Origin of the sequence: Leptolyngbya sp. GB1-A1 (assembly GCF_039962475.1) — a bacterium.
In the GTDB taxonomy this organism is placed as follows: domain Bacteria; phylum Cyanobacteriota; class Cyanobacteriia; order Elainellales; family Elainellaceae; genus Leptolyngbya_A.
In genome coordinates this window covers 37591-52306 of the sequence record NZ_JAMPLI010000035.1, presented here as the reverse complement: position 1 = coordinate 52306, position 14716 = coordinate 37591, and the positions used below count along the sequence as shown (strand labels likewise).

8 protein-coding genes are annotated in these 14716 nt (G+C 50.9%); 3 read left to right on the top strand and 5 right to left on the bottom strand.

Annotated features, from left to right (window positions below):
* The first annotated feature begins 395 nt into the window (after window positions 1–395).
* The gene (locus tag NDI45_RS23135; protein WP_348249046.1) at window positions 396–1166 is read left to right on the top strand and encodes a hypothetical protein; all 771 of its coding nucleotides are present in this window, start codon (window positions 396–398) and stop codon (window positions 1164–1166) included.
* Window positions 1167–1212: 46 nt separating this feature from the next.
* Window positions 1213–2043: a hypothetical protein gene (locus NDI45_RS23130; protein ID WP_348249044.1), complete on the top strand. Its 831-nt coding sequence runs from the start codon at window positions 1213–1215 to the stop codon at window positions 2041–2043.
* Between the two features lie 218 nt (window positions 2044–2261).
* Here the strand turns inward: NDI45_RS23130 and NDI45_RS23125 are convergent, their stop codons facing one another.
* The gene (locus NDI45_RS23125; RefSeq protein WP_348249042.1) at window positions 2262–2813 is read right to left on the bottom strand and encodes a DUF192 domain-containing protein; all 552 of its coding nucleotides are present in this window, start codon (window positions 2811–2813) and stop codon (window positions 2262–2264) included.
* A gap of 27 nt (window positions 2814–2840) precedes the next feature.
* Window positions 2841–3467 carry a hypothetical protein gene (locus NDI45_RS23120; RefSeq protein ID WP_348249040.1) on the bottom strand — a complete coding sequence of 209 codons (627 nt, stop codon included), beginning with the start codon at window positions 3465–3467 and terminating at the stop codon, window positions 2841–2843.
* A gap of 124 nt (window positions 3468–3591) precedes the next feature.
* Here NDI45_RS23120 and NDI45_RS23115 point away from each other — a divergent pair, with 124 nt between their 5' ends.
* A complete protein-coding gene (locus NDI45_RS23115) occupies window positions 3592–4767 on the top strand; it encodes an RNA-guided endonuclease TnpB family protein (RefSeq protein ID WP_348249038.1) in 1176 nt (391 codons plus the stop codon).
* A gap of 38 nt (window positions 4768–4805) precedes the next feature.
* On the opposite strand, the gene NDI45_RS23110 is transcribed toward NDI45_RS23115, so the two are convergent.
* The 3 genes from NDI45_RS23110 to iscB form a co-directional block, all read right to left on the bottom strand.
* On the bottom strand, window positions 4806–12530 hold the full coding sequence (locus NDI45_RS23110) for a hypothetical protein (RefSeq protein WP_348249036.1): 7725 nt from the start codon (window positions 12528–12530) through the stop codon (window positions 4806–4808).
* Window positions 12531–12575: 45 nt separating this feature from the next.
* The gene (locus tag NDI45_RS23105) at window positions 12576–13049 is read right to left on the bottom strand and encodes a hypothetical protein (protein WP_348249034.1); all 474 of its coding nucleotides are present in this window, start codon (window positions 13047–13049) and stop codon (window positions 12576–12578) included.
* A gap of 75 nt (window positions 13050–13124) precedes the next feature.
* Complete coding sequence (gene iscB / locus NDI45_RS23100; protein ID WP_348249032.1) at window positions 13125–14396, bottom strand: RNA-guided endonuclease IscB; 1272 nt, start codon at window positions 14394–14396, stop codon at window positions 13125–13127.
* Between the last annotated feature and the right edge of the window lie 320 nt (window positions 14397–14716).

The following is a 14716-nucleotide window of genomic DNA, read 5'->3' as shown; positions in this document are numbered from 1 at the left end:
AATCAAAACAAAGCAACGGTCAATTGGCGTTTTTCTACCGTCGATGCCCGCACCAAATTCAAGCGTCTCTATCCAACCGCCAGCTTGTCATAATTCATGTGGCAGGCTACTAGGTAGCAGGGGTTCCTAAAACTGCAATTTACTCCTGCTCATAAGGAACCCTCGCAATGTATTCAGTTGTAGAAAAAGTGATTTTGGGATTCAAGTACGCCGTTCTGCCTACCTGATAAAGGAGTAGCCTCTATCAAAAGCATGAGCTTATTAAATTTTTCGGTAACTATACTAGAGCTAAAAAGTTAGTCCAATTAACTTGCCTACAATGAGATAAGGAGCAGGTCAATTGGCAGTCAGCGTTTCTATTTTTTGCACACTTCACTGGAGCAATAGAGGTTGCCATGAGCGAATTTGGACATGGAAATGGGAATGCCTTCGGGCATGATAAAAACTCGAAAGACCTGAAAGATGAAGGCGGAATTGATCTAGCAGGTGAGTCTCAATCGCAATCGAAATCCTTTTCAGGTGGACAGGGATCAGATTTGCAAGAAGCAAGCCTGGATGAATCACTGTCGAAAGCACTTGAAGACCCTGTTACACGTGGTTCCAGTGAAGACAATCAGGATTCTGGATCTGATGTCGCATCAAATGAAGCAAATCACTTTTCCCCTGACCAACTTGCTAACCCACGAGGACTTGACCCGAATCAGGTTGAGCGAGTGAGCGGGGATGTTACTCAATTTCTAGGAGAAACGGGTGATTTGCTCGATGGTCAGGGTGGAACCAATACGATCATCGCCGGAAGCGATAGCGATGTGATTAAAAGCGATACAGAAGGAGCTTTTAATACGATCGCGACTGGATTTGGCAATGACGTGATTGTGCTGGATTTAGAAGCTACGGCTGACATTTTAGACTTTGATACGAATACAGACAAGTTTGCACTTGGAGAGGGATTGACCCTTGACCGCATTATTTATGGTCAAGGGCAAAACCCTGACAAGGGTGGGTTGGAGCAACCATTAGATAGCGAGAACAATACACTGATCCTCGATCGAGACACAGGGCACACGCTGGCAGCAACGCGATTCACGAACGCCGAGGATTTATCTGAAAAGAACTTTGTAGTTTTTGATGAGAGTGCCGCACCAGACTTAGTAGAGCAGGCTTAACAGGTTTTCTCAATAGTTTTTCTAAGTAGGATAGGAGAGATGCTTTATGGCAGGATTTCACGATGATAGACACGGAGCTGCTGTCGCAGATGCCTTTGTTCCCCAGGAATCGCACGATTCTAGTTCGGGTCAGGGTGGTTCACTGCAAGACGCTGAACTTGCACACTCGCTAGATCAAGCATTGGGACATAGCCACAATGATGCTCCCCCACCTCCCAGTGGGCGATCCACTTCTGACGGTGGCTACACTCAGCACGATGGCGATGAGGGTAAGAGTGATACCCTGACCGGGGATGATGGGAATGATTTCATTTCTGCTGGACAGAAGCGGATTGAGTTTAGTGGTTCTGGAACCGGACCCGATGAGTTTCCGTTCCCGAACGATTCTCCAGGGGAAATGAGTGCAACTGCGGTGCTGGAAGAGGGTCGCTTAAAGATTGACGGAAGCTTTAGCAACTTTGACGCTGTGCCCCTGTTTGAGGCAGAAGGGGTCAATGAGCAAGCTGCCGAAGATGCGACAGTGTTCAGCAATGATGCTCCCCAGGATCTTGTGAATCGATTCCGGGCTGATGCTGAATCTAAAGGGTTTGAGCCGACTGGAGTGCATTTACACTTCTCGCCAGAACAAGAGGCAGATGCCACGATTATTCGGACGTTAAGCGTGGAACAAAATGATGCCAAATCTGGCACAATCTCTGGTGACTTCGCTTTAACTCCAGAAGAACAAGCTGCTGCCAGTGCTGCCCGGAGTGACGGAGAAGGATTGTTTTACCTGAACAATCACACCAACGTTAATGCTGATGGAGACGATCGGGGTGGTTTCTTGAACGGCGAGGTCAGGTTTAACCTGAATCCAATCAGTCTAGACAAGGAATAAATTTTTGAATCTACTGTACAAGCAGGCAGGATCGGGGATCTCGTTCTTGCCAGTTTGTTGGTAAACTTTTCCACCTGCCCTAGCGATATGTGCGGAGCAGAATTGGAGGTTCCTAATATCTCTTCCTTTTTGTAAGATTTATATTTTAACCTTACAAAATTTTGACAGTATTACAAAAGGGAGCGTAAAGCCCATCAGCTTTAAAAATCAGAACATTGTTATTTTAGTGGAGCAGCTTGGATTGGGTCCTGAATTTGCGTAATCGTCAGTAAGTCTCCGACTTTCAAATCCAAGTTGTTAGCCTGTCCTGCTGCCAGTTCAATCACCTGATCAATTGGAGTTCCTGCCTGATACGTCGGGCAAACTTTAGTTTGACAGGGCAGAGCTTCTAGCTGAATTGCCTTGATTCTGCCGTTTCGTAAAAAGATGATGTCGATCGGAAACCGCATCTGCTTCATCCAGATTTCAACGTCGCGTGGAGGGCTAACTGCGAATCCCATGCCCCGATCGGGATCAATCCGGGGACGATTCATTAGCCCAATCCGCCGTTCCTGGATGGTTCGCGCAACCTCTAGCTTGATGACACGATTGTTCACCCTGAACTGAGCGGCAATCGGCAGGGCTTGAACATCTAAGACTGCCTGCGGTTGGGATTGAGAAATGTGGTTAATAACGCTTTGTTCTAGCGATTCCACGGATGCCATCGCAACCATAAACCCAGCTACCAGGACAATCAATCCAAACAGTGTTTTTCGATTAAATGAAACCATTGTCTTAAGAGTTAAAGGGTTGATAGCTCAAAGGTCAAGATCTGCCTGCTGGACGTGATGCCGCAATCGCCGCCGCTCCTGTTCATCCTCGTTTCGCTCAAGCTGCTGTTCTCTGAGTTCGCGGAAGCGGTCGTCAAGCAATTCTGAGTGCTGTAGGTTGCCTGGAACTCCTATACTCTGCGTTTCCTTTTGCCACCGTGCTTCAAATGCGCTGTCGTCGCTCTCGTCGTAGTCATAGGACTCTGACCACAGCACTCCATCGATCGCACTAACGCGCTGATTAAATTCAGCTTCCAAGACACCTTCAGCCAGCAATTGCTGTTTTACTGCCGCCGCTGCATCAATTAGTCCGATCGACTCGGTTTCCTGCGCCTGCTCGAGCAATCGCACGTATTCAAAAACGGCTGCATTAATTCGTTCTTCCTCCTCGCGCTGCCGCTGCTCCTGTTCCTCCTGCTGTTGCTGCATGGCGGCTTCAAGCTGATTCTGTAGAATCTGCTGAAAGGCTGCGTTTCTAATGTTTTGATCCTCGTTGCTCAGGGTGTAGGAGGGATCGTTGGCTTGCTTCTGGACGATCGCTCCAGCCTGAGCCGCTGTGCTGGGGTCAACGCCAAGTGCCTGAAATTGTTGCTCATAGGGAGATAGTAATTTCATTGTCCTCAAATCCTCATATGGATCGCCGGGAAACCCACCCTTGAAAGGGTGGGAGGGATAGGAGCGGCAGTCGAAGGCTGCCAATAATGCAATGCTTCACAAAGGAAGTGTTAAAATAGAAGCTATGACAGACAAGGCTTTCAGCTATCGTTTCTATCCCAGACCCGAACAGGAACATCTCTTGCGTCGGACTTTGGGCTGTGTGCGATTGGTTTATAACCGAGCACTGGCAGAACGGACTGAAGCCTGGTATTCGAGACAGCAGAGAATCGGCTATAACCAGACCTCTGCACTGTTGACCGAATGGAAGAAGCAAGAAGACCTCCAGTTTTTGAATGAAGTGAGTTGTGTTCCCTTGCAGCAAGGATTGAGGCATCTGCAAACCGCCTACACGAACTTCTTTGTGGGTCGGGCGAAATATCCCAACTTCAAAAAGAAGCGGAATGGCGGCAGTGCAGAGTTCACCAAGTCTGCATTCAAGTGGAAAGACGGCAAAGTATATTTGGCAAAGTGTTCTGAACCATTGAATATCCGATGGTCCAGACAATTGCCGAAAGGTGCTGAGCCGTCTACCGTGACTGTCAGGCTGAATCCGTCTGGTCAGTGGTACATCAGCATTCGCTTTGACGATCCGCGCAACCTGAAACTTGAACCCGTTGCTCAATCGGTGGGATTGGATGCAGGAATCAGCAGCCTGGTCACGCTTTCGACTGGCGAGAAGATTGCCAACCCGAAACACTTTAACCGCCATTACAAGCGATTGAAGCGAGCGCAAAAGTCCCTGAGCCGGAAGGAAAAAGGATCGCGCAATCGAGATAAAGCACGGGTGAAAGTTGCCCGGATTCAGAAGCAGATATCGAATTCCAGAAAAGACCATTTGCACAAAGTTACGACCCGGATAGTTCGTGAAAACCAAACGATCGCCGTTGAGTCGTTGGCTGTGAAGAACATGGTCAAGAACCATAAACTCGCTCGTGCAATTAGCGATGCGGGATGGGGTGAGATGGTTTGCCAACTGGAGTACAAATGCGAGTGGTATAGTCGAACGCTCGTCAAAATTGACCAGTGGTTTCCCAGTTCTAAATGCTGTGGGAACTGCGGTCACATTATTGAGCGACTGCCGTTGAATATTCGTGAGTGGGATTGTCCTCATTGTGGAACTCACCATGATCGCGATGTAAATGCGGCTCGTAATCTCTTGGCGGTGGGACACACCGTGTCAGTCTGTGGAGCGACCGTAAGACCCGAAGAGAGTAAGTCTCGGAAGGCAGGTGCTACGAAGCAGAAACCTAAGTCGTGAGTCTTAGGAATCCCACGTTCTTTAGACATGGGAGGATGTCAAGCCATTTGTTGTGCCTGCTGCTGAGTGTGTTCCAGAAACTTTGTTGTCTTCTGTTTCAGAGCTTTCACGTCGTCAGTCTGTCCCTCCTGCACTACACCTTCAACGGCTTTCAGGAGTGTTCTGTCTTGTTTTCTGGAGAACGCTGTAAGAGTCTTCGTCGTGCGGTCAAAAGTAATGATGAGATCGCCATTTGGCTTCGCAAATTCGATACAGTTTGGATTTCCTCGTTGAGGCTTGCCCAAATCCCGTAGAATCTGCTGACAGTTGTTCATCACTGCTTGGGAGCGAGCATCCCCAATGTGCGACTTAATCCGTTCTAGCGTTTCTCCACTGATCCTAACGTTAGGATTTACAAAATTTGGATCACGTTCAGACTTTGGCTTATCTGCTTCCGGTGTACCTGCAATCACCTGTTCAGCAATTTGGGCAATTTCGCTGGTGTCTCGACCCAATGATTGTGCCGCAATAAAGCACAGTCGCAGTTGGCTGAGCGAAGGACTCCAGCCTTCCTCGTTCGGCTGCTGCAATGCCGCTACGGTCTGTGGGTCATGCTGCTGCATAACCTGCTGCGTCATGTCTAGAATTTTGGCAGTCTGATCAGGAATGGGCGGTTGAGGGTCGCTCTGAGGTTTTTCCTGAATGGGAGTCACGTTGCTTGATTGGATTACAGTCTCTCCCGCAGGCAAGGGCACTTCCGGTGTTTCGGCTACATTGGCATCTGCACTGCTGGAGATTGCCTCAGTTTCCGTATTAACAGCTTCGACAGATTGAGGTATTGCAGCGGTTGCGGCTGCTTCCGTATCTGCCTCTTGCGACTGCTGTTTTGTATAGGCTTCCAATGCCGCGCTGCCAAATTCCTGGTGAATCAGGTTACGCGAGAATACCGTGGCGAAGGAGCGATCTTGAGCGCGAGACTCGCCGCCTGAGAATGGATTTTGAACAGCCGTTTCTAAAAAGCGAAGTCTGAAGTCTCCGGTATCTGTGGGCTGAACCTGGAAGATCATTTCGCCATCGTGAACCAGTTCACCATCATAATCCCGGTAGTGGGTCAGATAGAGCTTGTCCTGGTGGCGTTCAATAACCAGAGGCAGATAAGGTTCGTTCTCAACTCGGAGATAGAAATCGTCCTCATTCAGATTGCCGTCCACAATCGCAGCCGTGAGTCCTGCTTGATTTAGCAGTTTTGCAATGTTCTTCTCCGCCTGCCTTAGCTGCTCACGCGCAGGCAGAATTCGAGGTGGCTCTGCGTTTGTTGCTTCTGGAGATTGTGCCTGTTCGGTCGTCTGCTCCTGCACAGGTTCAGGCGGAGCAGGTTGAGGCGAAGGTTCTCCCCCAGATAAAGGCGGAGCATCCAAAAACGTTTGCTCACCTGTCACCAGGCTTTGAATCACAATGCGCGATTGTTCCAATGGCTCTGCTTCAGATACCGTCGCAGAACTGACCTTCTCCTGGGTGTCAATCTGAGGGGTAGCGTTTTCTAGAGTAAACTGCACCACTAGCTTTTGCAGTTCTGGCGGGATGCCATGACGATCTGCTTCGGGGTATTGCGATAGGAAGTCATCGATTGCAGCAGGGTCATTCGTTTTCAGCCATCGCTTCAGAATGGGTAGAATGCGATCGCTCTCCTGTCCCAGATTTGCTAAGAATTGAGCATTCACCTCCTCGACGGCAAATCGAGCATAATCTTGAAGGGAATCAAACCCCTCCATCTGCTCAAACTTGGATTTGGGCAGAGCTTCATCTCGAAAGATGTTGGCATACCCGTGCCAGTTTGCTGTCACACCCTCAAACTTGAGCAGGTAGAATTCATCGTCATCAACGGCAGGAATAATCTGAACGCTTAGCTCTCCATACGGGCTTTCTGTTGTGGCAACGACAGAGGAGAATGCTTCATCTGCTTCGTCTTCTGGAGGAGGTTCAGGTGATGCTGCTTGGTCAGGTGTTGGCTCAGACTCAGGCGTAGGTTCGTCCTCCGGCAAATAACGGTCATCCGCAGAAGGTTGATCAATTGCTTCTGCCAGTTCAATCTCATGCAGCCGCTTTGCTTCATTAGTTGGTTCTGCTTCTGAATGCGAGTCTGAAAGGTTTATGCCCAATCCTTCTCGAATTGCTTCCGAGAGTTCGTGAACTTTGGCTTCGCTGATGGCAAGATCTTCTGCGGATTCAAACTCCAGCTTGCGGCTACGGAGATCTTCACCGACCTGAACGATCGCTTCGTTTAGCGTTTCTCCCGATTTCACCCGATCGGAAATTCTTTGGAGTAGATCCTGTCGGGCTGGCTGCGTGTCCTCCTCAAACAATCCTAGAGCCGAGTCCATTTGTTGCCAATATTCAGCCGGAAGCTGATCCAGCATGGCTTGAACCTCTGGATGCAGCGTCTTGTCTTCGTCTCTGAACAAAAACTCGTATCCAAGAGATTCTGCCATTACGCCCCGCAGTTCTTCCCAGGTACGATAGGCAGGTGGAGGCGTGACCGCAGGCAGTGGCAATTCAGATTTACCCCGTCCGCCGATCACAATCACATCAACTGGAAAGGTTGTGCCCTGCTTGTCGTAGAGTTTATCCCCAGTGACAGTGAAGTGCTGAACCACGTTGTAGTTGTTGTAGAGCGTAAAGAAGAACGATCGCGTCTGCCCTTCGTTATATGCCCCAGAAGCGTCGTAGCCCATCTTCTGCTCCATCGGCGCACCCAGGATGACAACCGCTTTTCCATCGTCTTTCATCGCGCTCAGGGACTTAAACGTGATGGCATGGTCTACTGCACTCGTTTCATAGGGACGCGTTCCCGGAGCCGGATCGTCAAGCTCGATCGTCCACCGCTTTGTGTGTCCGGTCGTCGGGTCCGTGGCTGCACCAAAGGGCGGGTTAAGGATCACCCGCTCTACCGACTTTTTCTGGGGTGCAAACTCCGTCGCGTCGTGCTGAGTGACAGCAAACCCTTGTGCTTGCAATTCACTGGCTCGCCGCCCATCGATTTCATTCACGATCGCTTTGTCCGGGCTGGCATTGGTCAGCAGTGAACCGTTACCTGCAGTCGGCTCATACACAGTCGTTTCAGGATGAATGTCTCCAAGCTGCTGTGCCAGTCGCCCGATCGGGGTGGGGGTACTGTACTGCTGAAGCAGAATGCTGGAGGATGTGCGCGAACTGAGGTGAGGTTGACGATCGTACAGATCAACCAGCAAGTCAAAGCTGGTCATCGGCTCTAGGGACTGCGTGATGTTTCGCGCTACCCGCACGAGTGACTTTTCGATACATTCATCCACCTGCTTGTTGGTTAGCGTCTTCGCCAAGTCACTGCCCCGATCCTGAAGCGTGGCAAGCGCAAACTTCCGCGCATCGGTGATGCGATCGAACCTGCCACCTGTCCCGAAATGTGCTTCAAACACCTGCACCAGTTTTTCTAGATCCGGGTGTTGGGAGACTTCTCGCTTCTGTGCTTCACCAGAGGGTTTTGCTGCATCGAGATCCCCAGACTGCAATGCTCGCTCCTGCCGACCACGTTCTTCATTTTCTTTCTTCTGCTGTGCCTGCGCCTTTTGTTCAGCAATGCGAGCGGCAATACCCTCGGTCGAGAATTCGAGTTCCTGAGCTGCCAGGTCAAGAGGCTGGTCGTCTTTGAACCACTCCATCATCTGAACCTCGCTGCCTGTGATTTCACGCGCCAGCGGTTTGTAGTATTCGTCGGTCACAGCAAGCTGACCGGAAAACTTTTGATGTAACAGGTCGAGAAATTCACCAATGCGGGAACTGGGAATAAAGCCCTGCATTCCTTTACTGCGCTTTTCAAATTCGCCGCCCTCGACAATCGCCATCAGATCAGCATCTTTGAAGTATTTGCCGCCGCCTTTTTTAGAAGACGGCACATCCAGCAGCAGTCCTGCCTGGGGTGATCCGCCAATTGCTCGTGTCGTGTGCTGAAGCTTTAAGCCTTCATCAGCCGTTTGCATCTTTGCGCCTGACCCTGCCGTTTTCGCCAGGAAGGTTGACTGCTGTTCGCGGGTTTTTAGCACCACAGGCATTTTCTCCAGAGCTTCCTCAATGTCATAGCTGCGCGGCAGCAGTAATCCCTGGCGTACCTGTCCGTGATTATTGGTGAAGTTGATGTACTTCCTACCTACCGGAGAAGCCAGCAGGTTGCCCGTCACAATCTGGCGTGTCTCGAACCGCTCCTGCTGAAGTTCGCTAAACATTCGATGAACCGGGATGCGATCAAAGGGCGGTCTGTATTGAACCACAGATTCAGCCTGGAGAACCTGTACTTTTTTGGGGACGTTGATATCGGATAGCTTTAGGGTCATTTCTTGTGCCCCATCCGCCAGCGCAAACTTAATCTTCCACGCGCCACCTGCGAGCGGATTTTTGATGCCCTCCACACGCTGCACGTTGGTCACAATTCCATAGATTGAACCGAGTTCTTTATCGTAAAGATGGACGGGTTGACCCACTGGACAAAGCTCAAGCCGCTCTTTGGTTGCCTTCCATCGCTCTTGAACGGATTCCTTTTGCTGCTGTTCCTGATAGGTATTGGTTTCGTTGTCCAGCCTAGTCTTTGCCTTGTTCTCAGCTTTGATCGCTTTATTCAGTTTGTCGATCGCCTCCTTTAATTCCTTGTTGGGTTCCGGCTTTTTAACCTTTGCCCTCGCTTCTGTGTCTTCTTCAGGGATTGCCTGAAGCTGTTGCTCCATGATCTGCTGCTGTTCAAGGTGCTGCCGCTGCTGTTCTTCCACTGGCTTGAGCTGTGCGTGTAGATCATCAAGTCGCTTTTGAATAATGGGGGATTCTTTCTCGTACCTCTGTTTCTTAAAGTCAATTCGAGCGTCGAGCGATTTAATTCTATTCTCGACAACTTCCTGTACTGCCTGAATCCGAGCTTCCATCGCTGCTTTACCCAGCGTTCGCGGTTCTCCATTCGGTTCAAACTCGCGGATCATCGCTTCATCAACCTTGTCCATCCCCAGGCTTTTACGCACCTGATTAGCAACGGCTTCCTCAGTTATGGGTTTCCTGAGCGATCGTGCCTGCACCACTTCGACGTAAGTGGCTCCGGCAAAGAGGCTCTCTGATCTAGCCGGAGCGACTTCAATCCGCCCGATTGTTTTTGCCTGTAAGTCAAGGGTTTTGGCTTCCATTGGCGATTCACCGATCGCCTCACGCTGCGCGATGTACTCCGTAAAGTTTTGCTTCAGTGTGTCAAACAGTTTTCGCTGTTCGTCCAGCGGCAGGAGCAAGCTGCGCCCGGTCACTTTTGCCATTGCCCCTGCCACACTTTCTTTGTAGGGGAAAGGCTCTCCCAGCGGAAAATCGAGCTTCTCATGAAGTTCCGGGTCATCGTTCATCAAATCCCAGGCAACCTGATCGCCATAAGGATTGAGGAAATCCACATCGCCCAGATTCACGCCAGAATTGCGTGAGCCAGTGGTGTTGGCGTTAAGGCTTGCCATCTTCCGGTTGATGTTTGCCGTAATGCGTTCCTCATACGCTACGCCATCGGCATACACCATTGTCATAATGGGCAATCCAAATGCCGGAGGGATACCGTGATTGCCCTGCACCTCACCCCAGCCTGGATTCCCGTTGCTATCAGTCCAGTTCGGCTCATGCTGGCTTGGGTCAACCTGCCCAACGCGATTGAATCGTCCTAGCGACTGCACCAGCTTATTCCCGTCTGGATGCGCCTGCGCCAGAATTGTTTCCCGCTGCCGCTGGTCGCGCACTCCTCGGCTCGCGTGCCCAGACCAGCCCGTTGTGATGTTCGTGATCAGGGCATCATTCTCGCCGTTGTTAAAGCCGTTTTTAGCGGCTGCTCGCACGTCCCGATTGCTCGCATCCACTTCCCGGAATCGTGGCGTGTCGCCGCTGTAATCGATTCCCAGACTACGCCCCGACATTTCCGCGATCATATAGCCTGCTGCCTCTACACGCTGCAACACGGCATCTACACCGCTAATCTTGATGTCGCCCCAATCGGTGTTCTGGCAGAGCAAGCGAATCTCATTGTCCAGAGCAACGGCTCTGCTGCCCAATTCCTCATCGGTCAGGTAATGCCGTCTTCGCTCACCGTAAGCATCTTTGATCGTGACCATGCGCGATCGGTCAAGCTGCCGCTCTAGCAAATCTCCCAGGTTCAAGGTAATCTCTGGGGCAGGCTCGCCCCGCAGCCATTCGTGATATCGCGTTCTAGCAACCTCCTGTACCTGCTCGTCCGGGACAGGCTCTCCTCCGTTCTCCTCCTGAAGCTCCTGTAGAACTTCCTGCTCAATATCCTCCCGCTTATTGTCCAGGTGGGTTTCAATCGCCGCCTGCATCGTGTTAAAGAAAATAATGCCGGGTTTGCGCCCTGCTTCGATCGATTCGATGGCTCGGTCTGCAACCGCTTCCGCTTTGAGGAAGAACAGAAATTGCTGCTGAAAATTAAATGCTGTGCTGGTGAAGTTGGTGGAATCAACGCTGGGAGTGCCTGCACTGCCGTCGCTGCCTTGAATGGCTGAACCTGCTCCGGCATACATATCCCTCAGCACTTCAACCGCTTCTTGCTTGGCGCGGTCAAATTGCACAATTTTAGAGGTAATCCGGCTTGCGGCATCGACCGCTTCCAGATTTACGGGAACTGCCTCGGTCTGAAAGGTAATCCCCTCCATGCTCTTTTCCAGTCGCACCAGTTCACCGGACAGAGCCAGTTTGTTAGTAAAGTCCTGCTGTCCTGGAATGCCCTGCGCGACCAGCCGCTCTGCCAGGGCTTCTCGATCAATGCCTGTCTCTTTGATTTCACTCTTGGAGTACAGCAGTCGAGTCATCACAAAGGGGTCTTTGAATGCCGTCGCTGATAGCAGCACATAGGCATCGCTGTAGGGCAGCACACTCTGGGTTAAGAATGTGGAGACGCTGCGAATATCCTGCCCCATGAGAGCGCGTTGTCGGTCTTTCTCTGTTAGGGGCGGAGTGGGACCAGATGCCCCACCGCCCAGGTCGCACTCATCTAGCACAAACGTTGCGTTGGGCGCGATCGTTTCAATCAGTTCACGCCTCAGTGACCCTTTCTGCGCGAGCTGGTCATAGGTGGTAAAAATGCAGTTGTATTCGCCCAGTTGCCCGGTTGCCCGGAACTCCTCAATCAAAGCTCGCGTGTCCGCCTGGTGCTGCCTACTAGAGGGCGTTTCGATCGTGCCCAGCACTTCGCCATCAGGAGAGGTCAGTTCAAGATTTAAGCCTGAATTGGTGAAAAATGGGCGTACCTGCTCTCGAACACCCGTATCGATCATGTCCCGTGCCAGCATATCGACGTAGAGATCGGGCTTGGCGGTAATAAAAACGGCAATTTTATTTTCGTCTGCTAGCACTGGCGATAGGACACCGCTGACAATCCGCCCCTTTCCGGTTCCTGTATCGTTGCCAATGAGCGTTGGTCGTCCACGATCCTGGTTCAGAAAGGCAATCGAGAGACAGTCAATTTGTTCTGCCGCATACCGCTGGAACAGGGTTTCCTGGTCAATGCCCAGGCGATCGGCGACAAACGGATCGATTGATTGCCCGGTGACGGCTTCTACCCGATCGAGACTGACGCTCATCGGCGTTGCCATTGTAGGAGGGCAAACTGTCTGAATCGATCGCCCCTGACTATGGGGACGGTAGGAAACCTGCGTGGGCGGTTCTGCTGCTTCGGATTGGGCTGATTCTTCAGAATCAGCGAGATCGGGGGAAAAGGGGTCAAGCTCAGCCATGATGGATTTTTATAAAGTCTTTGAATAAACAGGGATTGCGAAGAATCAGCTTGCTTCGATCAGCCAGCCCTTGAAAGTTGATTCATCTTCCAAACACGCGCCAAAGTCCTCGTCCGGCTCCGGCAGCGGCAGTTCAACGGGAAATTGGGTGTTGCTAAGTGGGGGCACGGTTGCTTGGGCGATCGCTTGCGCGACTTCACGAACCGATTGATCGGTCGATAGCTCAAGCGGAAAATATTGCCTTACCATTTGCAGCGTTCCATCCCAGACAGCTTCCGGGTCTTCGCGATCGACGCTGACGGGCAATTCGTCGCTGTACTGATCCAGCCAAATTTCAATCTGATGCTGGAGTCGCCGTGATAGCAGCATGAAATAGTCTTCCGGGGACTCCAGCACCGCTACTCCTGGGGGCGCAAATACAAGCCAGCAGTCAAAGCCATGCCGATTGGCTGTCCAGGAGGGCGACCAGGCACGTCCTCGATTCAGATATTCGCTGTAGGGAAGGTCAAAGTTGTCCACAAGAATCTCCTGGTATGGTTGGGAGCCTTGCTCTTTAGAGCAAGGAGGAAAACTGACTCATGCGGCTTTAGCCGCCTAAAATCCATAGCTGTAACCGTCTGCACGATGAATCACCTCTAGGTACTTAGGATGAACATCAAACACTTGTTTTCCTGAAAGCTTAAAGCTTGGTCTAGAGCGAACGCTGATGCGCCCAGTCCATCGGCCTGCATGTTTTCCAGATAGAACGACAGCACAAACCAAGTCACCTGTTTGGAATCCAAACCAAGTTTTTTGATTGGCGCGATGTCGGATAGGAAATCCATACTTGTCCGTACCGCACATTTGGCGAGTGCCATGCCCTTTTGCAGCAATTAACAAAGGCTGAGCCGTCAGCAATTGAAGTGAATCAACTTGACCCACACAAGCCGCATCGATCCAATGCGCTTTAGGCAAATTGAGCCGAGTTCGATTGAACTTGGTTTGTCCTCCTGTCCCGCTCGTCACAGGCAAATCCGTCTCTTTCAGTGCATTAAACAATGCCCAACGAGTTGAATTAACCGCAGCGGCATCTTTAAGCGGTGATTTTGCTTGTTTGAGAATGCGGTTCAGCAAATCAGGGTTGTCTACCAGGAAGTCTCGAACATCCTGATTCCCCTTGCTTTGATTGCAAGGATGACAGGCAAGTGTGAGGTTCGATACTCGGTCTGAGCCTCCCTTAGAGCGGGGCTGAATATGCTCAACTTCAAGCTGGGCATTTTCAGCTCCACAATAAGCACATTTCCGACTCCACTTCTTCAGCAGGTATTCCCGGCACTCGTAGCCAGCGAGTTCCCCTTGCTGGTATTCCACCCCTGAGATGTCAGGGTTTTGCATCAGTTGCAGGTCGAATCTGACTAACTCTTGAGCAATGCTCGAAATGGGCGCAAGTCGCATGAATTTGCGTACCCAAGTGAGCGTGGTCAAAACACGATGCTGCAAGGAAGGAGCAAGCCAACCAACAGGGCGAGTTCGGTTCAGGAATCGTGCTTGCCGATAGCGAGTTTTGCGATTTCGCCTACCGCGCCGCAGCTGACGGCGAGACAGCAACACATCCTTAATCTGTTGTCCTCGATGTTGAAGTTCGGCTGCAAAGATAACTTTGTTGCCTTGCTTGAGTGCAATACCTGTAACCCTAGAACCTGGATCTACCTTGAGTTCTAGGTCTTGTACCGGAACATCAGGGTAAGCTTCTTTCAGGATGATAGTGAACGGATAGCGGCGAAAGACAGCAGCCTTCCCCTGATCGAGGAGAAGCCGTGCTTTTCCAGGAGGAACTGGATTGAGTCGTCGCTTGTGGGTATCAAGAACAAAAACGTGATTAGACATTGAAAGTCTCCGCAGTGCGGGTAATGTGTTCCTCGCCAATGTGTTCAAGGCTTGTTCGGCTAACGACACTTCTTATACCCCTCGTAGAGATGTTTAATCGTTAGCGACAGAGCTTAAAGCTGGAAAGCACTCTAAGGTGTCGTGACCTTGAAAACGTAGCCAATTAAGCCTGAGGCTGGTCAGCTAACTCAAGTCGGAGGCATGAAGCCCCGTACTTTAGTGCGGGGTGCTGACGGGTCTTTACTGTTAAATGAGGGTGCTTGCACGGCTTCAGACTTCGGGCGTTGAGGAAAGTTTTTGTAAGGTTCAGTCATCAACAT